The organism is Novosphingobium sp. KA1 (assembly GCF_017309955.1).
GTDB lineage: Bacteria > Pseudomonadota > Alphaproteobacteria > Sphingomonadales > Sphingomonadaceae > Novosphingobium.
In genome coordinates, this window is the sequence record NZ_CP021247.1 from 1,894,586 (window position 1) to 1,916,818 (window position 22,233).

18 protein-coding genes and 1 pseudogene are annotated in these 22,233 nt (G+C 60.3%); 15 read left to right on the plus strand and 4 right to left on the minus strand.

The genetic code is table 11. The features are described 5' to 3' along the window. Window positions 1-362 precede the first annotated feature (362 nt). The 7 genes from CA833_RS09240 to CA833_RS09270 all read left to right on the plus strand — a co-directional run bounded on the left by CA833_RS09240 (window position 363) and on the right by CA833_RS09270 (window position 7,029). Window positions 363-1,574: a helix-turn-helix domain-containing protein gene (locus CA833_RS09240; protein WP_207077806.1), complete on the plus strand. Its 1,212-nt coding sequence runs from the start codon at window positions 363-365 to the stop codon at window positions 1,572-1,574. Window positions 1,575-1,896: 322 nt separating this feature from the next. Next, window positions 1,897-2,682, plus strand: coding sequence for a ribbon-helix-helix domain-containing protein (locus CA833_RS09245; protein WP_207077808.1), 786 nt, complete (start codon window positions 1,897-1,899; stop codon window positions 2,680-2,682). Then, a complete protein-coding gene (mobF, locus tag CA833_RS09250; protein ID WP_207077809.1) occupies window positions 2,679-5,519 on the plus strand; it encodes a MobF family relaxase in 2,841 nt (946 codons plus the stop codon). Before CA833_RS09245 ends, mobF begins: the two co-directional genes overlap by 4 nt. A 40-nt stretch (window positions 5,520-5,559) precedes the next feature. After that, window positions 5,560-6,216: a ParA family partition ATPase gene (parA, locus tag CA833_RS09255; protein ID WP_207077810.1), complete on the plus strand. Its 657-nt coding sequence runs from the start codon at window positions 5,560-5,562 to the stop codon at window positions 6,214-6,216. Continuing rightward, window positions 6,213-6,485: a ribbon-helix-helix domain-containing protein gene (locus tag CA833_RS09260; RefSeq protein WP_207077811.1), complete on the plus strand. Its 273-nt coding sequence runs from the start codon at window positions 6,213-6,215 to the stop codon at window positions 6,483-6,485. Before parA ends, CA833_RS09260 begins: the two co-directional genes overlap by 4 nt. Window positions 6,486-6,505: 20 nt before the next feature. Beyond that, window positions 6,506-6,736 carry a hypothetical protein gene (locus tag CA833_RS09265; RefSeq protein ID WP_207077812.1) on the plus strand — a complete coding sequence of 77 codons (231 nt, stop codon included), beginning with the start codon at window positions 6,506-6,508 and terminating at the stop codon, window positions 6,734-6,736. Next, window positions 6,733-7,029, plus strand: coding sequence for a hypothetical protein (locus tag CA833_RS09270; RefSeq protein ID WP_207077813.1), 297 nt, complete (start codon window positions 6,733-6,735; stop codon window positions 7,027-7,029). The genes CA833_RS09265 and CA833_RS09270 overlap by 4 nt, the downstream gene beginning before the upstream one ends. A 720-nt stretch (window positions 7,030-7,749) precedes the next feature. On the opposite strand, the gene CA833_RS09275 is transcribed toward CA833_RS09270, so the two are convergent. After that, complete coding sequence (locus tag CA833_RS09275) at window positions 7,750-7,980, minus strand: hypothetical protein (RefSeq protein WP_207077814.1); 231 nt, start codon at window positions 7,978-7,980, stop codon at window positions 7,750-7,752. Window positions 7,981-8,256: 276 nt separating this feature from the next. Between CA833_RS09275 and CA833_RS09280 the strand changes: the two genes are divergently transcribed. Then, a complete protein-coding gene (locus CA833_RS09280) occupies window positions 8,257-9,339 on the plus strand; it encodes an IS5 family transposase (protein ID WP_207080031.1) in 1,083 nt (360 codons plus the stop codon). Between the two features lie 242 nt (window positions 9,340-9,581). After that, on the plus strand, window positions 9,582-10,361 hold the full coding sequence (locus CA833_RS09285) for a hypothetical protein (protein WP_207077815.1): 780 nt from the start codon (window positions 9,582-9,584) through the stop codon (window positions 10,359-10,361). A gap of 111 nt (window positions 10,362-10,472) precedes the next feature. Here CA833_RS09285 and CA833_RS09290 read toward each other — a convergent pair whose 3' ends face one another. Both CA833_RS09290 and CA833_RS09295 read right to left on the minus strand, forming a co-directional pair. Beyond that, window positions 10,473-10,682, minus strand: coding sequence for an addiction module antidote protein (locus tag CA833_RS09290; RefSeq protein WP_242526013.1), 210 nt, complete (start codon window positions 10,680-10,682; stop codon window positions 10,473-10,475). Between the two features lie 143 nt (window positions 10,683-10,825). Further along, a complete protein-coding gene (locus CA833_RS09295) occupies window positions 10,826-13,450 on the minus strand; it encodes an AAA family ATPase (RefSeq protein ID WP_207077816.1) in 2,625 nt (874 codons plus the stop codon). Between the two features lie 195 nt (window positions 13,451-13,645). Between CA833_RS09295 and CA833_RS09300 the strand changes: the two genes are divergently transcribed. From CA833_RS09300 to CA833_RS09325, 6 genes and pseudogenes are all read left to right on the plus strand, one after another. Further along, window positions 13,646-14,242, plus strand: coding sequence for a recombinase family protein (locus CA833_RS09300; protein ID WP_207077817.1), 597 nt, complete (start codon window positions 13,646-13,648; stop codon window positions 14,240-14,242). A gap of 202 nt (window positions 14,243-14,444) precedes the next feature. Further along, on the plus strand, window positions 14,445-16,043 hold the full coding sequence (locus tag CA833_RS09305) for a class I SAM-dependent DNA methyltransferase (protein WP_207077818.1): 1,599 nt from the start codon (window positions 14,445-14,447) through the stop codon (window positions 16,041-16,043). Beyond that, window positions 16,033-16,443 carry a nucleotidyltransferase substrate binding protein gene (locus CA833_RS09310; RefSeq protein ID WP_207077819.1) on the plus strand — a complete coding sequence of 137 codons (411 nt, stop codon included), beginning with the start codon at window positions 16,033-16,035 and terminating at the stop codon, window positions 16,441-16,443. The genes CA833_RS09305 and CA833_RS09310 overlap by 11 nt, the downstream gene beginning before the upstream one ends. Further along, window positions 16,440-18,056, plus strand: a complete 1,617-nt coding sequence (locus CA833_RS09315) for a restriction endonuclease subunit S (RefSeq protein ID WP_207077820.1) — start codon at window positions 16,440-16,442, stop codon at window positions 18,054-18,056. Before CA833_RS09310 ends, CA833_RS09315 begins: the two co-directional genes overlap by 4 nt. Next, complete coding sequence (locus CA833_RS09320) at window positions 18,053-21,190, plus strand: type I restriction endonuclease subunit R (RefSeq protein WP_242526014.1); 3,138 nt, start codon at window positions 18,053-18,055, stop codon at window positions 21,188-21,190. The genes CA833_RS09315 and CA833_RS09320 overlap by 4 nt, the downstream gene beginning before the upstream one ends. A 17-nt stretch (window positions 21,191-21,207) precedes the next feature. Next, window positions 21,208-21,354 (plus strand): annotated as a pseudogene (locus tag CA833_RS09325) (IS630 family transposase); the annotation flags it as partial. 417 nt (window positions 21,355-21,771) lie between these two features. Here the strand turns inward: CA833_RS09325 and CA833_RS09330 are convergent. Beyond that, window positions 21,772-22,149, minus strand: coding sequence for a helix-turn-helix domain-containing protein (locus CA833_RS09330; RefSeq protein WP_207077821.1), 378 nt, complete (start codon window positions 22,147-22,149; stop codon window positions 21,772-21,774). Between the last annotated feature and the right edge of the window lie 84 nt (window positions 22,150-22,233).

Consider the following 22,233-nt stretch of genomic DNA (forward strand, 5'->3'; position numbering starts at 1 on the left):
CAAAAATGGTGATGCCAAAAATGGTGATGCCAAAAATGGTGATGCTGGAAGTGGTGGGCGGTGAGGGGCTCGAACCCCCGACCCTCTCGGTGTAAACGAGAACCCAAACGCTAAAACGCTCAAATTCCGTCGAATGGCGGAAGAACGGAGCGTGATTTTATGGCGAACAAAGCCATAACTGCGGACCATCTGCTGACCACTTTCGTCAGCACTCTGCGAGACGAGCCACCACCGACACGCCAAAAAGCCTCGGGCGAGGCTGCAACCTCGCCCGACGGCAAATACCATAGCTGTGCGGCTATCTGCATAATCTACGGTAGGCAGGCCTTAAGCGCAAGGCAGAACCTTGCGGGAGGCGGCGCATGAGCAGCATCACGCTGACGCACGCGGGGCTTCCGGACAAAATCAAAGACCGCCAGTCGCTTGTTCGCCTTGTTTGCAGGGTCGGGCGGCAGGGGCTTGGGCTTAATGATCGTCAGGTCCGCTATCTGACGCTTGCGATCTGGTCCTGCCGCGAGACGGATTTCGACTCAGGTTCGATTTGCGCCCACTGGATGGGCGTGACAGCCATGGCCACCGAGTTGAGCTGCACGGTGCGGCAGGTCCATAACATCGAATGCGCTCTTGAGCACAAAGGCCTGATTGCCCGCACGATCGGCAGCGGCGGACGCCGACGCGGTGTCCGTGATGCAGCCGGGAAGATCTGCTGGGTCGAAGGCATCGACCTTGGCCCCCTGCTCCAGCCCGCCATGCTGGACAGGCTTCTCGAGTCCCAGGGACGGCTCGAACAGGAAGCGCTGGCACTGGAGATCCTCAGAACGGAGATTCAGCTCACGCGCCGCCGGATCCGCGCCAGCGGCGATGACGATGCCATGGCCCGTTCCGATGCCATCCTGCCGCGAGGACGGACGTCGCGCATGACCGACCGGGCGCGCCTCGAAGAGATCCTTGATGCCCTTCGCGCAGTCCACGCCGTCATTGCCAAAGCGTGTGGTGCTGCAAAAATTTCCGATGCGGACGCACTTTCTTCCGACGCGTCGGAATTTTCGGACGCACCATATATACTACCAAGAACTTCCAAGAATCCCTGTATCGGCAGGCCGGAGGGGGAGCCGGCGACGATCTCGCCCCGGCAGGCCATCCTGCTTGCCTCGACCCCGTACAGGATGCGGGTCGAGCGATACGGAGGCCCGACCCTCGCCAATCTGGTCGAAGCGTCCTGCGAGGCTTGCAGCGACCTTGGCATCTCCGCCCGCGAGTGGGGATCGCTTTGCTGCCGAATAGGCAGGGAAGCGGCAGCGCTGACGATCCTCATCGTCGATCGCAATGCCAGACTGGAGGAGGATGACCGCTACCATGTGAGGAAGCCGGTGGCCTGTGCGCGCGGCATCGCTTCGCGTGTCGAGACAGGCCGGGGCAACCTCAGGGGGATGCTGCTGGCGGGGCAAGGCATGGACCTCGATCGTGACCTGCCGCCCCATCTCGCCCAGCGTCGTCAGGGGACCGGGAGCCGATCCATCGGTGCGCTCGCAGCGCAAGCCTTGTCAGGGCTTGGCGGGGGAGCATGGTCATGAGCAGGCTCCTCTCCATCCGGCCTCACGGCCGAACCGATGCCAACGGGGAAACCGGGTTCCCATGGTCGATCGGGCGCATATCGATCACGGCCAGAACCGACGGGAAAGTAAGCAGGGTTCACACACCACGCTACCGGGTAGCAGGTGAGTGGGCGGCGCAAACCCACGCAAATCCGCCGATCTATGTCCTAGGTAGGCCGATAGGACCACCAGAAAGCTGCGAACCCAAACGCACTCACCATAGAATCGGCCTCTATGCGCGGCGTAGACCCGCAGAAAACCGCCTTTTCTTGCCTATAGCTGCAATCGGAGAGGAACTGTCATGGGACAGGTGAACGTCGCGTACGACGATGCCATTCTACGCCGGCTCGATGCCCTGGCGGAGCGGCTCGGCCACTCGCGATCGGATCTTCTGCGCCGTGCTGCAGAGGAAATGGTCAGGGCTGACGAGGACGGTCGCCCACTGTTCGAGCCGCGCGCAGTGCCGCTGGGCCCCGAGGTGCTGGCCGGTCTGGTCCACGAAATCCGGCAGATGAACATCGACCTCGACCGGCAGATGCGGGCGGCTGAGAAACGTGAGAAGCGGCTCCTGGAATCCTGCAACGCCACCGAGGAGGCAAACCGCAGCGCGCGTGAGCGTCACGGCAAGGATCTGGCCAACCGCTTCCGTGAGGGCGCCACGCCCTTTTCCATCATGCTGGGTGATTTCCGAAAGGATATCGTCGAACGGCATGAGGCGATCCTGAGCGCCATACGTGAACCGGAAAGCGTCAAGGCCATGCGTGCGGACGTGGCCACCGTGAAATCCCTCCTCCTCCAGCGACGCCGCAAGGCGGATCGACCGCTTCACGCGCTTCACTTTCATATCGCCAGAGATCTGAAGGTGGCGGGCTGGGAACTTGCCGTTGGTGCTGCCGTCATGATCCTGGTGCTTCTCGCCGTGCAGTCCGGCATCGGGCATGTCCTGCCCTACAGCTGGTGGGCCACACCGATAGCACAAAGCCTCTACGGCTCGAGTGAGACTGGAGCATGTGAACTCTACAAGGCGGCACGGGAAGTCGATGGCTGCAAGGCGCTGTCCTCCGCGAAGAAGGGAGACGGCAAATGATCTCCATCGGCAAGGTGAACAGTCAGGGTTCGGGCTACTACGCGGCCGACAACTACTACACCGCAGGCGAGGCCACCGCCCAGAGCGCCTGGTTCGGACGCGCGGCGGATGAGCTTGGCTTGTCCGGCACCGTCAGCCCGGAAACTTTTGATCGCCTGCTGTCAGGCGGGCTGCCCGATGGCACGGAGCTCGATGCCCGGCGCGGCGAATTGCGGGCGGGCCTTGACCTGACGTTCTCGCCGTCGAAGTCGGTTTCGCTGTTGGCGCTTGTCGGCGGGGACAAGCGGATCGTTGCCGAGCTGAAGTCGGCCGTCGCCGTGACGCTGGGCTGGATCGAGAAGAACCTGATCGAGGCGCGGGTGTGGAACGGCGAGAGCCAGGTGCCCGAGCGTACCGGCAATATGCTCGCCGCAACCTTCCTGCACGACGTTAGCCGCGAGCAGGAACCGCAGCTTCATATCCATGCCGTGATCGCCAATGCCACCCGCGCCTCTGACAGCAAGTGGCATGCGGTGAGGAACGATGAACTCTGGAACCGCCAGCATGCCATGCGCGCGGTATTCAATGCCGAACTGCGGCACCGGCTCGAAGCTCTCGGCTACCAGACCGTTGCAGCGAAGAATCCGGTCGATGGCGCCTTCGAGATCGCCGGGGTGAGCCGGAGCGTGATCGAGGCGTTCTCCACGCGCTCCATGGAAATCCACAAGGCGCTGGAGGCCGAAGGTCGTTCTTCCCCGCGCGAACGCGAGATCGCCACACTGGCGACGCGGCCGAAGAAGGACAATGCCATCGATCCGGCCCTTCGCGCAAAAGGCTGGAGCGAGCTTGCCGACAAGGTCGGGCTGGACGCGAAAGGGTTGGTTCGGTCGGCACTGGATCGGATCGAGCGCGGCCAGTCGATGTGGGGGCAGGTTGTTGCTGGCCTTCGCACCTATGCGGACAAGGGGGCCGCGATCGTTGCTGCCATGGGCCTGACGCCGCGTGATGGTGATGCGCTGATGCCCGAGCATCTGGGTAAGCTTAGCCCACGCGATTATGCTGCCGCCGAAGCGGTCGCATCGGCCTCGCGTGATCTCTCCGAACGGGAGGCCGGGTTCGATCGGCTCGACCTCGTTGGCCGCGCGCTCGATCGGCTTGGCCCGATCACCGTCGATGACGTCGAGAAGCGGATCGACCTGCTCATCGGCAAGGGCCTGCTGATTGGGGGCGAGCGCATGCTCACCCCGGAAACGGCACTGCGGCTTGAAGAGCGGATTCTCGGCCATCTCCACAATGCGCGGGGGGCGGCCGCGCCGATGATGGACCGTCCCGAAGCGGCGGCGCGGGTTCAGGAGGCAGCGCGCGAACTGGGGCTGCGGCGGCTCAATCCCGGCCAGCAGGCGGCAGCGGTCGCGATCCTCTCGACTTCCGATAGGGTTCACTATGTCCAGGGCGGCGCGGGTGTAGGCAAGTCGGCGGCGCTGGGGCCGGTCGCCAGCGTCGCCCGCGCGGAGGGCCGCAATGTCCATGCGCTGGCTATTGCCACGCGCACCGCCCGCGAGTTCGGCGAGAAGGTCGGCGCGCCGGGTGTCTCCGTTGCCTCGTTCATCGCCCGGCATCGCAGCGTGCTTGATGGCAGTGCCGGTTCTCAGAAGCTGGAGGAGACCCGCGCAAGCATCGCTGGATCGTTCATTATGGTGGACGAGGCCTCAATGGTCCCCAACCACCAGTTCGAGCAACTGCTGCGGATCGGCGCGATTCTCGGCGCCGAGCGGGTCATCATGGCCGGCGATACGCGCCAGCTTCTGGCCATCGAAGCCGGCAAGCCCTTCGAGATGACGCAGGAGCGTGGTGCGCCCACCTCGCACATCACCCAGAACCTTCGCGCTGCCTCGCCATTGATGAAGGAAGTCAACGCGGCGCTGGAGAACCATGACACTTCCGGCGCATTCCGCGCGCTGGAAGGCCATACCCTGCATGTGGGCAAGCATGAGGCAGCCGAAGTGGCGGCAGATCGCTGGGCCTCACTGCCGAAGGATGAGCGGGATGCGACGGTGCTGCTCGCGGCAAGCCGCTCGATGCGCTCGGCCACCAATGCCGCCGTGCAGGAAGAACTGAAGGACAGGGGCGAGATCGGCAGCGAGGCGATGGACCTGACGGTGCTGGAGCGCGTCACCGTCACGCGCGAGGCTGCGCGTCAGTCGCGCGCCTATCATGAAGGTCGCGTGATCGAGTTCAACACCAACCTGCCGTCGCAGGACTTCGCGCGCGGGGAGCGCGGTGTGGTGATCGGCAACGAGAACGGGATCGTCACTCTGCACGTGGGCGATGGCCTGCTGAAAGACCTCGATCCCTCCCGGCTTGCGAAGAACCTTGCCCATGATGCCGTGTCGATCTTCCAGGAAAAGCAGATCGCGCTGCATGAAGGCGACCGGATCCGCTGGACCGCCAATGACACCGGCCGCGAGTTCCTTAACAACCAGCAGGCCGAGGTCCGCTCCGTTTCCGGCGATACGGTGACTGTCCGAACGGGCGATGGCACTGATCACGAGTTGCAGCGCGGCGATCCGATGCTGGAGCGGCTCGATCTGGCCTACACCCTAACCGTCCACGCCGCGCAGGGCATGACGGCGACGAACGGCATCCTCGTCATGCGCGAGGAAGAGCGCGAACTGAATTCCACCCGCTCGTTCCTCGTCGCGGCTACCCGCGTCACCGATAACCTGACGCTGGTCGTCGACAATGCCGAGGCGATCGAATGGTCGATCACTCGCAACCCCGGCGACAAGGAAAGCGCCGCGGACATCGCCAATTTCTGGCCCGGGCTGCCGGAGAAGAACCTGGCGCTCGATCTGTGATCACCTACACCTTCACATGTGAACATGAGGACACGTGAACATGTCCACCATTGCCATCATCAGCCAGAAGGGCGGCGCGGGGAAGACCACGCTGGCCATTCATCTTGCCGCTGCCGCCGAGCGAAGCAGGCAGACCGCGCTCATCATCGACACCGATCCTCAGGCCACCGCCAGTCAGTGGGCTGAGTGGCGCAAGGGCGCACCGCCCGAGGTCATCGACAGCGCGCCGCCGCGCATTGCCGCCAAGGTCACGGCGGCGAAGGCGCAGGGTGCGGCCATGATCGTGATCGATACCCCGCCGCATGCGGACAGTGCAGCGACGCGTGCGATCGAGGTAGCCGATCTCGTGCTGGTGCCTTGTCGGCCCAGCGCGTTCGATCTTGCCGCGATCCGCACCACGATCCAGCTCGCAAGGCTCGTTGGCAAGGCGGCGCATGTGGTCTTCACGGCGGGACCGCCCAATGCGCCCCGCATTTATGAGGATGCTCGCAGCCTTGTGACCGGGTTCGGCGCACAGTGCTGTCCGATCATCCTGCCTGACCGGGCCATCTACCGCCATGCCAGCGCCGCCGGCGCCACAGCCTTCGAACTCGAACCCGGCGGCAAGGCAGCGCGGGAGATCGAACAGCTTCACATATGGGCCTGTTCACAGGTGAACATGTTCACACCCGCACATGTGATGGAGGCCATACGATGAGCCGTTTTGCCAATCTTGCGGACAAGGCGCCGCTGATGCCCGTCGCCAGCGCTGAAATCGTGCAATCGCAGTCGCAAGCGCAAGCGCAAGCGCAAGCATCGCCGCCAAGTCGGATCGGGCGCAAGGCCATCTCCGGCTATTTCTCGCAGGAGATGTCGCTGGCCATGCACTTGTGCGCTCGGCGGCGCGGCATCAGCCTTCAGGATCTCATGGCCGAAGCCTTCAACGACGTCCTGCGCAAGCACGGCGAAAGCCCCATCGGCAAATAGCCTCAACCAAGGAGAACAGCATGCTCGATCGTCGTGTCCGGCAGGGGCGCTATCCCAGGCGCACCATTGTCATCGATATTGCTCACATGTGGCGCAAGCCACTCGTCCTTGCCGAGCGGGCGAGGGTGGATCGCATCTACATCATGCGTGCGGGAAAGCGGCAGGTGGTGATGGTGCATCCGGTTCACCTCGCCATGCTGACAGAGCAGGAGCGGCGAACACAGCGGCGCAGCCGGGGGAGGCAGGCATGAGCAAGGAGGACAAACGCAAGAAGGCAAAACGGGAGAATGCCGCCATTTTGTCCGAGGCGGTGCCGCCGATCGCAGAGATCGTTCCGGCAGCCGTAACGGTCTCTGCTGCCGATCGAGATGATGGCATAATCCGTAGGCGCGCTCGCAGAAGCAAAGGACGGGTCGAGCCTTTTACAACCAGGCTAACTCTGGAAACCAGCAACTACATTTACGGTGTGGCCAATGACCGGGACATCCCAATCGCGCAGGTCATCGAGGAAATGGCCGCAGCACATAGGGCTCAGTCAACATAACGTCGGGCAGCGATGCCAATCGCGTTCGCCCATACTTGATGGTGTTGACCCGCCGGTCACCATTGACTGGCTGACGAATGATGGCGTGGCTTCCCGGCATTGCAGGCCGCCGTAGGGAATGTTGCCGGTACAGTGGTGGCGGCATCGAGACTGACTCCCCACGGCAAACAAAAATGACTCGCCGTTGCACCCGAGAGTCGTCCATGCGCCGTTGATCATCGCGCCGACAAGATGCGGAAATGTCTGGTACGCGCCCATTGTTGTCGTCTGACGGCTCGTACCCATTGCGCAGAAGCGGTCATTCGTTCGGGGCGGACCGGCTTGTCTGACGAGAAAAAAGCTGCTGGTCGGCCACCGCCCCATTGCAGACATTCCTTGCCTCAGTGATGATCCTGCAATGCTAACTCTCATCCTGCTGTCGCTCGCTCTCCTTGTATGCAACGCGATCTTTTGCGGCCAACATGTCGTTACAGGCTGGAAGCAGTCTCGCAGCGCTCAGGTCACATGGGGCCTCTTGGCGCTATCAGGCGCAGTGGTGGCCTTGGTAGCAATAGTATGGGTGCTGCTCGCAAGCCTCGCGCACTACTAGCCGCCTGACCGCTTACCACCCCTGATTGCCGTTCCGCATGGCTCATCGCGAAATTTAGCATTGTGAAGCCGTCAAACCGGTTTCAGGCGGCGCGAACCAACGCCAGTTACTGGGATGGGTGGGAAGCGGACCTATCGGCGCGATGGTGAATGGCGTGAGCACAGCCACATCACGAGCGCCCATCCAGACAGCAGCGGAACAAACGCCAAATCCGTATTGTATCTGTCCGCCAGAATGCAGAGCGGCACAACTGCTGCAATGATGGCAGATGGATAGAGCACGCCTTTCCAGTGCGCAGGAAGGTAACTCCACATGACGCGCTGAAACCAAATTTCACGCCCTTGATCGTTAAGTTCTGTCATGGCGCTGCCCTCATAGCGCTCAAATCGTGCGCCAAGCAAATGTCCGCAACGGGGCGTGTGCCGAACGGCAGAAAATCTCGTTTGTCGGTGATGCGCCACACCTGAAGGCGAAAGGCAGCTATCTGCCCTTCCTAGGTCGTGAGCCGCCATTCCGCTACCGGCCCGTTCTGGTCGCGGCCATCGGCCCGAACAGCCGGAAGCTGGACGCCTCGAAAAACCGCTGGCGCCTAGCGGCTTGAGGTGATTCACTGCCTTTGCACGACGGTGGAGGCGATGGTGGCGGGACAGCCGAGTTTCTTCGATCTTTCGGACCGATACGAGGCGTTGAGCGCGGCAGGCGATCCGCTTGAACGGCTTGCGGCTGTCGTCGACTTCGAGGTTTTCCGCGGTCCGTTGGTAGCAGCACTGCGGCGGAGTGTCCGCGGCAAGGGCGGCAGGCCGCCGTTCGATCCGGTCCTCATGTTCAAGATCCTGGTGCTGCAGGCGCTCTACTCGCTGTCTGACGAGGCCACCGAGTTCCAGATCAAGGATCGCTTGTCGTTCCAGCGCTTCCTAGGGCTCGGGCTCGACGGCACGGTGCCGGACGCAACGACGGTGTGGCTGTTCCGCGAGAGGTTGGTCAAGGCCAAGGCGATCGACAGGCTGTTCGCTCGCTTCGATGCCGCGCTCACCGAGCGGGGCTATCTCGCCATGGGTGGGCAGATCATCGACGCCACGGTCGTGCCGGCACCCAAGCAGAGGAACGCCGAGGCCGAGAAGATGGCGATCAAGGAAGGCCGAGTGCCCGAAGACTGGAAGCCGGCCAAGGTCAGGCAGAAGGATCGCGATGCGCGCTGGAGCGTCAAGTACACCAAGGCCAAGGTGAAGGAGGGCGCCGATCCCAAGGCGGCGAAGCCAGTCGACCTCGCTATCCCGATGTTCGGTTACAAGAATCACATCGGCATCGACCGAGCTCATGGCCTCATCCGCACCTGGGACGCGAGCGCCGCCAATGCCCACGACGGCGCGCGGCTGCCCGAGGTGGTCAGCAAGGACAACACCGGCTCAGGCGTGTGGGCCGACACCGCCTACCGGTCCAAGAAGAACGAGGCCTTCCTCGCCAAGGGCATGTTCACCAGCCACATCCATCAGAAGAAGCCGCCACGCCGGCCGATGCCCGAGCGCATCGCCAGGGCCAATGCGAAGCGCTCCGCCGTGCGCTCAGCAGTCGAGCACGTGTTCGCCGGCCAGAAACACCGCATGGGGCTTGTCGTGCGCACCATCGGCATCGCCCGCGCCCGCATCAAAATTGGAATGGCGAACCTTGCCTATAATTTCCAACGCCTCGCCTGGCTTGAGGGGCGAACTGCGCCCGCGTGACGCCGAAAACCGGCCTTCAGGCCGTCCAACACCCGAAAATCAGAAGATCAGGAGCAGGAAACAGAGGTCCACCGTCCCCTCCCGCGCGGTCACGTCAAAATCATGCCGAATTCAGACGGTTCTTCGAGGCGTCCAGCTTCTGGTGAGCTCCCCAAAGACCAGAAACGTCCGGATTGTCATAGGCTTTGTTGTTATATCCGAAACTGATAACTCGCTGACGTAAGAGAATGGAGATTTGCATTTTGGCAACTTACGAAGACGCGGTGCGGCTTGAGGAGATTGTGAATTCTACACTTGCTGGCGAACAAGTAGATGCGAACGATAAGCAAGAGTATTCTGAGCTGCTCCAGCGTTTGATCACCGAAAATGACGAGGAAGTCGCGACGCTCGCAGCAAACCTACATTTAGGTTCCTCACTAGAACGCCTGGCAGCAGATACGCGATCGAGGCGAGAAAACATGCTTACCTCGACAGATTTCACTAAGGGGATGCGAAGGATAAAAGATATACTTATCGCGCGCAAGCGTGGTGATGATCGCCTAGTTCGACGCGCGGATCCGGTAGAAGCCAAGGCGCCGGATACAGGGGTTGGTACTGCGGCATCGGAATGGACCGGAGCGTCCACTCCGAGAGATCGGATGGCATCCGTAAAAGTCCTTCTTCCAGTCGCGCAGGTCGCGATTGAACAGTTGATAGCTTCCTTAGAGGCGCGCCAACATAATGGCGGGCCACCACTCGATGATTGCCAGAACGCGTTGGAGGCTTTGCGCGACCTTCATACGGCGCTCGGCAACCTCTTGATCGCCGCCGACGAGGGGCGACTGAACCAGGAGTATCATGGAGGATTATGTGTTGAAGCAGTTCGCTATGCAAAGCGAGCTGCGCGAGCCCTAGGATCCGATCCGCTGCCATTTGCGACCGCGGCAACTGTTCTGGCAATCATGTGCGCATGCGGCTTTCCAACGGTGGGAGCATTTCTAGCAGATGTGGCATTTAGCGTGCGGCGACCGACTGCGAGATGACTGCATGATAGGTTGTGCAGCCGTATCTAAGCTGTCGGCGGTGGCTGAAAGCTGATACGCAATCCAAGGGCATCGCCAATTTTGCCGATCGTCGCGAAGCTCGGATTCCCTTCACCGCACAGGGGCTTTGTAAATGCCTTCACGGCTAAGACCAGTATCGCGTGAGAGCTTGCTGATATTGCGAGCGCGCAGCACGTCGCCCAGAGCGGCGGCGATTACGGCGGTATCACCATCCTCAGCAGCGGCGTCCAGATATGCCGCAATGTCCGCTTCGCTCTTGAGGAAGTCGGCGGGATCGTAACGGCTAAAAGTCACGTCCATGATTTCATTCCTTCCATGCGCTCGCGATTGAATTTGCCGCCACTCGGCCAAACAGGAATACGGTCAGATTGCGACAGAGAGCTCGGCGCTGCCTCATTCGGCGCAGGTCGTTCGGCAGAGTGTAGAGGTTCGGTCCGCAGGCATCACGCGGCCTGCTCCTGACGGCTTCGAATGTCGGCGATCCACTTTGACAGCATCTCCATCTCCGTTTGGATGACCGATGGCGCGGGCAGCGGTGGATTGATTTCACCAGGCTGGCTGTGGAGCAGAGCTGAGCAACGCCCAAATGCTTCTCGCATAGTGATACAATCGCTGTCGGTCAGAACGGTTAGCCTGATGAGGCCTGTCGTGTCCACTTTCCGGGACAGGCGGCGAAGTACCGGGCCGACAACCTCCTCGACGGCGCGCTCCCAGATGGTGCGAAGCTGGTCTTGGAACGATGTTACCTCGCGCAGCCACTTCGCCTGATCGCCGCGTTCGTGGTGGATCTTCACATTGGCGAGATGGGACCTCATTCCTTCGATCACCTTGTCGAGCGGCATGACGCTGGCTGGCGGTTCTTGATGGCAATAGCCAGCATTCTCTCTGCCACGGCTGATCAACCTGTAGGTGATCGGCGTCGCATCTCGGTCCTTTGTCGCGCGGCAGGCTTCATCGAGCAGCAGCAGGAACGCCATGTCGTGGGTAAACACGATCACCTGCCGGGTCTGCCCGGCTTCGGCCAATCGCAGTGCGACCTTGTCGCGATGTTGATGATCGAGAGATGAAACCGGGTCGTCGAACACGATGGCGGATTGTGCATCGATAGTCGATAGTTCGGCCAGGAAGGCGGCGAGCGCGACACAGCGATGCTCGCCTTCGCTCAGAACCTTGCCGACCGCTTCATTCGGCTTGTTGATGAGGCGAACCTGGAAGAAAGGCACGCCCGCGCTCGTCTTGGCTTGCTGAAGCTCGATGGCGAGTCCCGCGACGCCGAGTTTGTCCACCTCGTTGGCAAATCTTCCGCGCAGGCGATTGGTGACCAGCGCCTGCGCGATCCGTGCGCTCTGCGTCGTGATCTTGTTCGTGGAAGTATCCTTGCCCGCCTTCTCAAGTGCCTCGATAGCTTTGTGACGGTCAATTTGCGCAAGCACATCGGCCTTTACCAGACCGAGCCACTTTCGGTCAGCGAGGCCGTCACGTTCGGCCATGAGAGCGGCACGTTGTGGGGAGTTTGCTTCCGACTGTAGCGCTTCCGCGCGCGTTGCAAGGTCGGTGAGGATTGAGCGCAAAGCACCGGATGACACGGCGGGGGCAGACGGGAGCTCGCTGAGAGATTCCAGGGTGTGGGTCCGCAGGATGGCGCGCAGGCGCCAGCCTAGAGAAAGGATTTCACGGCGAATAGTTTTCGCAAGATCGTCCTGACCAACATCGTCCTTAATCAGCGCTATGACTGCCGGCAGCTTATTCATGGAGACGGCTTGTGAGGAAATTTCTTCTAGCGCCTTTGCATAGTCAGCTTCAGCTTCCTGTTCCCGGCGCTTGCTCTCGTCCTGCACGAAGGCTTCGAAGCTGCTCAGTCGCCGTGAGGCTTCTTCGCTGAGTGGCTGCTGGCAAAGTACGCAGTTGGCTTCGCTGCCGGTTACTGGAAATGGCTCGTCGGGATAGGCTGCGGCGCGGGAATATCCGCGCGCGGCCTCCCACAATGCCTTCCAGACATCCGTACCGATTTCGGGCAGAGGCTCGTTGGAAAAAAGATTTGCCGACGCCGCAATCGCAGCAGCGCGTGCCGCCGAGAGGCGCGAATGAGCTGCATGGAGCGTGACTCGATTTTCCTTTGCGGTGACGACAACCAGCTTCTCAAGCCGGTCGATAACCGCCATGATACGGGTTTCCAGGCCCTTGAGTTGGCGGACTGACCGCGCCGGATCGCTAGCGAGATCGGTGGTAAGGGTTTGAAGCCGACCTTCTTCGTCTGCCGATAAGCCCGCTAAATTCTCAACGGTTTCTGGTTTGGTCTTACCGGACAGAGCTGCGATGAGCTTCCCTACTTGGGTGTAGGGCTTGCAATCGGATTCCGATAGAACCGCCGGCGTCTGCTCCTTCAGGACCTTGATCTCGGCGTTCAGCTTAGCTTTCACATCTTGGCACGCCTGTGCCAGGCCGGCGAGGATACGGAGCGGCAGCGGCGTGTATGCGAGGTCATTGGTATTCTCAACATGGACGTTGGCGGTCCGTGAATCGAAGACGCTCACGGCGGAGAGCATAGCGTCAGGTGCATTTCCTTGCGTCCAGGATGCATTTCTCTTCTGGCCGCCGATGTAGAATTCAATATTTGCAGACGGGGTGCCGGACGTAGCAGCGTAGATGTTCGGCAGGATCGCATCGCCTTTTGGCGAACGAGCACGGCAAAGTTGCTTGAGAACACGAGCATAGCCGGATTTTCCGGCACCGTTGTCGCCGTAAATGACGGTGAGACCAGCTTTGCCGAATGAAAGACGCTCGCCGGGTGCGAGGGCATTGATATTTGACAAGCCATGGAGAGCGCCGAGACTAACGACAGCATGGCTGGCGGCCGGATCCCGAAGGTGACTTGCGTCGAGCGGAACACCCTGCTCGGACGCTTTGCAGATTGCGAAAAGGGTAGTCAGGTCGACCGCTTCTAGCTTGGATTGGCTGCAGAGGCGCCGCAGGGCATCGCGCTGCCAAGCCGGAAGGTCCACCGACCACTTAAGGATGTCGGCGAAAGCCGCCGCTTCGTTTGAGAGATCGTCGGCTTGTGCGTCCATATTCCGTCCCTGATCTTTACCTGCAGCGACAGGTCATGCCAGCCAACGATTTCATAAAACTACCGTTTCTGACGCCCCGGTTGCCTTGCCTGTCCAACAACGTAAATCTGCGGGCGGGAATTTGTCAAAACTGTTCTGGAAACCAGCTTCGCAAAACGATATGCCGTCGTCGGGTTTAGAGAAGATCGGATACCTATGCGGGTCGGCTATGCGAGGGTCAGCACCAGCGACCAGAACCCCGAGCTTCAGCTCGAGGCGTTGCGCCACGCGGGCTGCGAGCGGGTTTTCACCGAGAAGGCGTCGGGCGCACGCGATGACCGCCCGGAATTGGCGCGCATCCTCGACGACGTGCTGCGCGCCGGCGACACGCTGGTTGTCTGGAAGCTCGACCGTCTCGCCCGTTCCCTCAAGAAGCTGATAGCCACGGCCGAGGAACTGGAGCGCGAGCAGATCGGGCTGGTGTCGCTGACAGAGAGTATCGACACGACCACACCGGGCGGCATGCTAACCTTCCATGTGTTCGGCGCAATCGCGCAGTTCGAACGCTCCTTGATCCGTGAACGGACCACCGCCGGGCTGGTGGAGGCGCGTCGGCAGGGCCGAAAGGGTGGCCGTCCATCGGCGATGCGCCCGAGCGATGTCGCCGCGGCGCGCGCCATGATGAAGGAGGGCACCCTCCCGGTGCGCGACATCGCCAAGCGCATGGGGGTGTCCGTTGCAACCTTATACCGCTACGCCGGGAAACGCGGCAGCGGTGCGTCGGCGAAGGAGTCCGTTCCGGCGAATGGATGACCGGACGAAGCGGCTGCCCGGAGGGGCGCGGTCGATCTTCGCCGACGATTGTCGTGATTGCCTCCACGCTATCCCGGACGCATCGAGATTGTCGCCCGTGTGGCTGCCGATCTCCGCACATTTCTCCGCGGGGCCACCCGATAGGGTTGCCGTTAAGCGCTATCCTCCGCTACCCCTCCCCGCGCAACGGGAATAGGCTTCGATGGCATCGCAAAGTAAGAATGGCAGTGATCTTGGGTTTGAGGCAGAGCTCTTCAAAGCCGCCGACAAGCTGCGTGGAAATCTTGAACCTTCCGAATACAAGCACGTCGCCCTGGGGCTGATCTTCCTCAAATATATTTCCGAAGCGTTCGAGCATCATCGTGCCAAGCTGATGCAGGAGGAGTTCGCAGATCCGGAAGATCCGGAAGAATACCTGGCCTCCAACGTATTCTGGGTGCCCCAAGAGGCGCGGTGGGAGCATTTGCAGGCTAACGCCAAGCGCCCACAGATCACCTTCACGGACGTGACTACCGGCAAGGAGCGTGTCGGTGACATCGGAAACCTGATCGATAACGCGATGGATTCCATCGAGCGTGCCAATGCCACCGTGCTCAAGGACGTGCTGCCGAAGGAATATGGGCGTCCGCAGCTCGACAAGACCATGCTCGGCGAGCTGATCGACCTTTTTTCCAAAGTCGGCATGCACAGTGCCGACGGCAAATCGAAGGATTTGCTGGGCCGGGCCTACGAATATTTCATCAGCCAGTTTGCAGGTGCCGAAGGGCGCCGCGGCGGCGAGTTCTTCACGCCGCGTTCCGTCGTGCAGACCATTGTCGAGATGCTGGAGCCACACAATGGCCGGGTTTACGATCCGGCCTGCGGATCAGGCGGCATGTTCGTGCAGTCCGAGCGCTTCATCGAAAGCCATGAAGGCAAGCGCAGCGACATCGCCATCTATGGCCAGGAGCGCAACCACACGACGTGGAAGCTGTGCAAGATGAACCTGGCGGTGCGCGGCATCGATGCGGACATCAAGTGGAACAACGAAGGGTCTTTCCTCAACGACGCCTTCCCCACGCTCAAGTTCGACTATGCGATGGCGAACCCGCCCTTCAACATTTCGGACTGGTGGCAGCCCCAGCTTGAAAGCGATGTCCGCTGGAAATACGGGACGCCGCCCGCGGGCAACGCCAACTTCGCCTGGCTTCAGCACATCATCCATCACCTGGCCCCGCGCGGCACGGCAGGTGTAGTGCTGGCCAACGGATCGATGTCGTCCCAGCAATCTGGCGAAGGCGAAATCCGCAAGGCGATGATCGAGGACGACGTGGTGGATTGCATGGTCGCACTTCCCGGCCAGCTTTTCTATTCCACGCAGATCCCGGCCTGTCTGTGGTTCCTGGCTCGGGACAAGAGCGCCAACGGCCACCGCGACCGACGCGGTGAAATCCTGTTCATCGATGCCCGCAACCTTGGTCACATGGTGGACCGCACCCGGCGCGAGTTCTCGGAAACGGACATCGAGACGATTACTGGCGCCTATCACCGCTGGCGGGGAAAGCCCGAGGCGGAACAGGACGAGTACCAGGACATCCCCGGCTTCTGCAAATCGGCTACGCTTGATGATGTCCGCAAACACGGTCATGTCCTCACGCCAGGACGCTATGTTGGGGCCGAGGATGTCGAGGACGATGGCGTTCCCTTTGCCGAACGCTTCGCCGCGTTGACCGCGACCCTGGAAGATCAATTCAACGAAAGTGACCGGCTGACCGCGCTGATCCGCGAGAAGCTGGCAATGGTGGTGCCCGATGCCGATTGACCTCTCTATCGAGCCTTTCGAAAAGGCCATCGTTTCGCTGGAAGTGGCGCTGGACCGGCATGCGCAGGACCGCGATGACGATCTGATCCGCGATGCCTGCATCCAGCGTTTCGAGTTCACCTATGAACTGGCCCACAAGATGCTCAAGCGCTTCCTCGAGGCGACGTCGGCCAATCCGGACGAGTTCGACAACATGACCTTTCAGGACCTTATTCGTTCGGGCAACGAACGCGGGCTGCTGCGCAGCGACTGGTCGGTGTGGAAGGACTATCGGCGCGCGCGTGGCACCACCAGTCACACCTATGACGAGGAAAAGGCCCGTGAGGTTTTTGCCATCGTGCCCGATTTCCTGTCCGAAGCTCGTTTTCTGCGAGATCGCCTGCGTGAAGGGCTGGCATGAAGCAGCCGATTGATCTGCGTCCCGATCATGCGAAAATCGTGCATGAGATCATAGCACGGCATTTGCCCGCCGGGGTTTCCGTGCGGGTGTTCGGCAGCCGCGCGAAATGGACGGCCAAGCCGCATTCCGATCTTGATCTGGCTCTGAAGGGCAAGGAGCCCTTGCCCCGTTCGGTGCTGGGCGATCTGGCAGAGGCATTCTCTGAAAGTGACCTGCCCTTTCGCGTCGATGTGGTCGATTGGTATACGGTTACGCCAACATTCCAAGCGGTGATTGACCGAGATGCGCAGGCGCTCCGTTGGCCTATCGTTACACTTGGCGAAGTTGCCTCTGAGATTACTGTCGGTCACGTAGGCTCGATGGCGAACGAATATGTTCCTGAAGGAATTCCATTCCTGCGGTCGTTGAACATCGCGCCCTATCGCATTTTGTCCCAAGACCTGAAATTCATTTCGCCTGACTTCCATAAGCGCCTGAAAAAGTCGGCTCTTAAACCCGGCGACGTCGTTATCGTTCGGACTGGCAAACCAGGCGTTTGCAGCGTTATCCCGAATTGGCTGAGCGATGCGAACTGCTCCGATCTTGTGATCGTGCGTTGCGGAAGCGAACTCCGGCCCAGATATCTGGCATACTGGGCAAATTCTCTTGCCGCGCATCATATTGGAAGCAATCTGGTCGGCGCTGTTCAACAGCATTTTAATGTCGGAGCCGCTCGACAGATGCCGATTTCTCTTCCGTTGGTTGAAGAACAGGATCGCATCCTCTCTGTCCTAGGAACCATGGACGACAAGATCGAACTCAACCGGCGGATGAACGAGACGCTGGAGGGGATGGCGCAGGCGATCTTCCGGGACTGGTTTGTCGATTTCGGCCCCGTGCGGCGCAAGGCGGCGGGGGAAACGGACGCAGTGGCCATCATGGGCGGTCTGACCCCGGACCCCGCCCGCGCTGCTAATCTTGCTGCTCTCTTCCCGGATGCCTTTGGCGATGATGCCTTGCCGGTGGGGTGGACGGAGACTGCCATTGGCGATCTTGTGAAGCCACTGGGGGGATCGACGCCCCGCACAGGCGATGAAGCGCTTTGGTCCCCGCCTCGTCACTATTGGGCGACTCCCAAAGACTTGTCGAATATGACCGACCCTGCGCTGTTCCAAACTGCCCGCCAGATCAGCGATGCAGGGTTGGGTAAGATTACGTCAGGCTTGTTGCCGCCCGGATCAGTGTTGCTGTCGTCGCGTGCACCGATTGGTTATCTCGCAATCGCTCAGGTGCCGGTGGCCATCAATCAGGGCTTCATTGGTCTTGTGCCCACTGCTGAAGTAGGCAGCAGCTACCTCTATTGTTGGTGCAAGGCCAACATGGACAAGATTGTCGCCAATGCCAACGGTTCGACCTTCCAAGAAATCAGCAAAAAGAACTTTCGCCCGATCACGTCAGCTTTCCCAGCAGATCGACGCTTGATTGCAGAGTTTGGCTTGGTTGCCGATCCGCTGTTCGCTCGTCTGATCGCAGCGGCCATTGAAAGCCGCACTCTTACCGAAACCCGCGACTATCTCCTTCCCCGCCTAATGTCCGGCACCGTGCGCGTGGCGTGTGAAAGCGAGGCTGCGTGAGCATCACGGAAGACATCGTCGAACTGGCGGCCATCGAAACGCTGGAGGAGCTGGGCTGGAGCTATCTGCACGGCTCCGTGATTGCACCTGATGGTTCCGCACCAGAGCGCCGCTCTTTCGGTGATGTCATCCTGACCGGCAGGCTGGAAGCGGCAATTGCCCGGATCAATCCGGACGCGCCGGACGCCGCGCGCGAGGAAGCCCTGCGCCGCGTGCTGACCGGTGAATTGCCTTCGCTGGTCGAGGAAAACCGGCGCATCCACAAACTGCTTACCGAAGGCGTCGATGTCGAATATCGCGCCGACAGCGGCAAGACCGCCGCCACCAAAATCTGGCTGATCGACCTGGAGCGCGCGGGTTCCAACGATTGGCTGGCCGTCAACCAGTTCGTTGTGGTCCAGAACCGGTCCAATCGCCGCCCGGACCTGGTCCTGTTCGTCAACGGCTTGCCGCTGGCGGTTTTGGAGCTGAAGAACGCCGCGGCGCAGAATGCCACGATTGCAGATGCCTACAACCAGCTCCAGACCTATCTGCACCAGATTCCGAGCCTGTTCGCCTCGAACGCTGTTCTGGTGACATCGGACGGCATGGAAGCACGCATCGGCTCCATCACCGCCGATGCCGAACGCTTCATGCCCTGGCGCACAGTCGACGGCGAGGACTTTGCCCACCGGGGCACGCCCGAGCTGGAAACCCTGCTGCGCGGCGTGTTTACGCGCGAAAATCTGCTGGCGTTGCTCCGCGATTTCATCGTGTTCGGTGATAAGGGCGATGGGCCGTTCAAGATCATTGCGGGCTACCATCAGTTCCACGGAGCCCGCAAAGCGGTGCGCCAGGCCGTGGAGGCCTCGGGGCCGGATGGGGACCGCAAGATCGGTGTCATCTGGCACACCCAAGGGTCGGGAAAGAGCCTCTTGATGGCGTTCTTCGCCGGGCTTGCGGTGAAGTCCCAGGCTCTGGAAAACCCCACGATCGTTGTCCTGACCGACCGTAATGACCTGGACGACCAGCTCTATGGCACATTCGGTCTGTGCCGCGATCTCATCCGGCAGAACCCCGATCAGGCGGAAAGCCGATCCGATCTCAAGGATTTGCTCGACAAGGCCGCTGGCGGGGTCGTGTTCACCACCGTTCAGAAGTTCTCGCCCGAAAAGGGCGAGGAGGCCTTTCCCCTGCTCTCGGACCGTCGCAACATCATCGTGATGGCTGATGAGGCCCATCGCAGCCAGTACGGCTTCGAAGCGCGCCTCAATCGTGAAACCGGGCTGCGGCGATACGGCTATGCGCACTATATCCGCCAGGCCATGCCCAATGCCTCGTTCATCGGCTTCACCGGCACGCCGATCGAAGCCGCGGACATCAACACGCCGGCGATCTTTGGCGAATACATCGACATTTACGACATCAGCCGTGCCGTGGAAGACGGCGCTACGGTGCCGATCTTCTATGAGAGCCGCCTCGCCCGGATCGAGCTGAACGAGGACGAGAAGCCTCTCATCGACAGCGAGATCGAGGCCCTGATCGAAGAGGAATCTTTGACCGAGGCCGAGAAGCTGAAGGCCAAATGGTCCGCGGTGGAAGCCTTGGTCGGGTCTGAGAAGCGCCTGGCGCAAATCGCCGAGGATATGGTCGCCCACCTTGAAGCGCGCATCGAGGCCATGAACGGCAAGGCAATGGCCGTCTGCATGAGCCGTCGGATCTGTGTGGCCCTCTACGATCGCATCATTGCGTTGCGGCCTGACTGGCATTCCTCGAATGACGCGGAAGGGGCCATCAAGATCGTGATGACCGGGTCGGCCTCCGATCCGCTCGAATGGCAGCAGCACATCGGCTCGAAGAAGCGCCGTGACGATCTCGCGAAGCGGGCGCGCAATCCTGACGATCCGCTCCGTCTGGTTCTTGTCTGCGATATGTGGCTGACGGGCTTCGATGCGCCGTGCATGAACACGATGTATATCGACAAGCCGATGCGCGGGCACGGACTGATGCAGGCGATCGCCCGAGTGAACCGGGTATTCAAGGACAAGCCCGGTGGGCTTGTTGTCGACTATATCGGCATCGCCCAGAACCTTCGCAAAGCGCTGAGCCAATATACAGATTCGGATCGGGACAAGACCGGTATCGACGAATCCGCCGCCATTGCCGCGATGATGGAACGCTACGAGGCCCTGCGAGATGTCTTCCATGGCTTCGACTATCGCCCTGGCATCACAGGGCAGCCCCGTGAGCGCCTCATCTGCCTGGGCGGGGCAATCGACTGGGTGCTGAAATGGCAGGAAGCCCTGGCAGCGCGGCAGAAGACCGACGAAGACAAGAAGCGCGCTCATCGCCGCTTCATGGACATGGTTTTGGAGCTGTCCAAAGCTTATGCATTGTCCTCGGCGAGTGATGAAGCCCGCGAAATTCGCGACGAGGTGGGCTTCTTTCAGGCAATCCGTGCCGCCCTGGCCAAGACCACCGCGGCCGGCAAGGTTAGCGAAAAGGACCGCACTTTCGCGGTCCAGCAGCTTGTCGATCGCGCCGTTTCTTCGACCGAGATTATCGACATCCTCAAGGTGGCGGGGATTCAGTCGCCCGACATCTCCATCCTCTCCGACGAGTTCCTCATGGAAGTCGGAAAGATGGAAAAGAAGAACCTTGCCCTTGAGGCCCTGAAGAAGCTTCTCAACGGCGAAATCGTCAGCCGCTCGAAGACCAATCTGGTTGAAAGCAAGGCGTTCTCAAACCGTCTGGAGGATGCCGTCGCCCGGTATCATGCCGGCGCCATTTCCGCTGTCGAGATGATCCAGGAGCTGATCGAACTCGCCAAGGAAATGAAGGCGGCTCGCACACGCGGCGAAGACATGGGCCTGAGCCCGGAGGAAGTCGCTTTCTACATGGCGCTAGCGGAGAACGACAGTGCAGTGGAAGCGATGGGCGACGAGAAGCTGCGTGTCATCGCCCATGAGCTGCTCGAGCAATTGCGCAACAACGCGACCGTGGATTGGCAGCAGCGTGAGAGCGCCCGTGCACGCATGCGTGTTCTTGTGAAACGCATCCTCAAAAAGTACGGTTATCCGCCAGATTTGGCGGATGAAGCTGTTCAGACAGTCTTGGCTCAGGCCGAGCTTCTGCTCCGGGAGTTTTCTGCTTGAGTGGCAGGCATAGGGCTTTCGATCATACTAATTGGCTCTCCAATCGCGTATTCACGTCCCACGACAACATCGTCGACCACTGCTGCGAGGCCTGGAACAGGTTGGTCGATCAGCCATGGCGCATCATGACCATCGGCCGCCGCAAATGGGCCCATCAGTTCTGATCAATGCAGGCTGATATAAGGCGGAAGCTCGACGGCATCAATAATTCTCAATACTTGACGATCTTCAGGAAATATTGTGACAATAATCTAGGATTTAAATTAGTATTTTATCCATAATTTATGAATCACTTATTCCCTTCATGTCGGTTTAGTGACAAGTCAGGGCTATGATAGCTGCCGAATTTTCGGAGAGTGCGCGCGACAAGTGCCCCGCTCAAAAGAGCCACGCACCCGGCGATTGCAATTCCGCCGGAAATGACGGTGAGGGCGTCGATGGGCCAGCCATGGTCAGTTCGATTCACGCTTAGCATCGGTAGCGTGATCAACAGGCACCCCAAGCCAGAAATTCGCAGAAAATTTGCGTCTCTAGCGATTCTTTTTTCGAGTAAATTTCCCATATTGATCATGACGCCACCCCTACTCGATTAGCAAATCAAAAATTAAAGCCACTTCATCTTTTGGTTCTGTGCCTTTCTGAAAGCAGTTGTTGTAGACAAATCGGCCTATCTTACCCGCTTTCGGTGACGTAAGATCAATCTCTCGATTTTTAGATTCCGCGAAAACTGCTTCGATTGTATCTCCGACAAGATCGATGTCTTTTTCCGATGCAGCACGACGCTCACCTTCAATTAGCCAGATTAAATCTTGGTTGAAGTGCTCGCAAAATCGTAGTGCCACCGATAGCGGTAGTTCGCGGATCTCCGTCTCGTAATTTTTATACGAACGTTCTGCAATTTCCAGAATTGCAGCGGCACGCGCCTGCGAAAGCTTAAGTTCTCTGCGAACACTCGCCATTCGCGATCCGATTCCAATGAGCGTTGACTTCTGCACAAACACGACCTATCAGGCACGAACGTCCGGTACTGGACTTGTTTTAGC

Coding starts and splice junctions, on each gene's coding strand:
- CA833_RS09240 (WP_207077806.1), top strand. CDS start 363: ATGAGCAGCATCACGCTGACGCACGCGGGGCTTCCGGACAAAATCAAA.
- CA833_RS09245 (WP_207077808.1), top strand. CDS start 1,897: ATGGGACAGGTGAACGTCGCGTACGACGATGCCATTCTACGCCGGCTC.
- mobF (WP_207077809.1), top strand. CDS start 2,679: ATGATCTCCATCGGCAAGGTGAACAGTCAGGGTTCGGGCTACTACGCG.
- parA (WP_207077810.1), top strand. CDS start 5,560: ATGTCCACCATTGCCATCATCAGCCAGAAGGGCGGCGCGGGGAAGACC.
- CA833_RS09260 (WP_207077811.1), top strand. CDS start 6,213: ATGAGCCGTTTTGCCAATCTTGCGGACAAGGCGCCGCTGATGCCCGTC.
- CA833_RS09265 (WP_207077812.1), top strand. CDS start 6,506: ATGCTCGATCGTCGTGTCCGGCAGGGGCGCTATCCCAGGCGCACCATT.
- CA833_RS09270 (WP_207077813.1), top strand. CDS start 6,733: ATGAGCAAGGAGGACAAACGCAAGAAGGCAAAACGGGAGAATGCCGCC.
- CA833_RS09275 (WP_207077814.1), bottom strand. CDS start 7,980: ATGACAGAACTTAACGATCAAGGGCGTGAAATTTGGTTTCAGCGCGTC.
- CA833_RS09290 (WP_242526013.1), bottom strand. CDS start 10,682: ATGGACGTGACTTTTAGCCGTTACGATCCCGCCGACTTCCTCAAGAGC.
- CA833_RS09295 (WP_207077816.1), bottom strand. CDS start 13,450: ATGGACGCACAAGCCGACGATCTCTCAAACGAAGCGGCGGCTTTCGCC.
- CA833_RS09300 (WP_207077817.1), top strand. CDS start 13,646: ATGCGGGTCGGCTATGCGAGGGTCAGCACCAGCGACCAGAACCCCGAG.
- CA833_RS09305 (WP_207077818.1), top strand. CDS start 14,445: ATGGCATCGCAAAGTAAGAATGGCAGTGATCTTGGGTTTGAGGCAGAG.
- CA833_RS09310 (WP_207077819.1), top strand. CDS start 16,033: ATGCCGATTGACCTCTCTATCGAGCCTTTCGAAAAGGCCATCGTTTCG.
- CA833_RS09315 (WP_207077820.1), top strand. CDS start 16,440: ATGAAGCAGCCGATTGATCTGCGTCCCGATCATGCGAAAATCGTGCAT.
- CA833_RS09330 (WP_207077821.1), bottom strand. CDS start 22,149: ATGGCGAGTGTTCGCAGAGAACTTAAGCTTTCGCAGGCGCGTGCCGCT.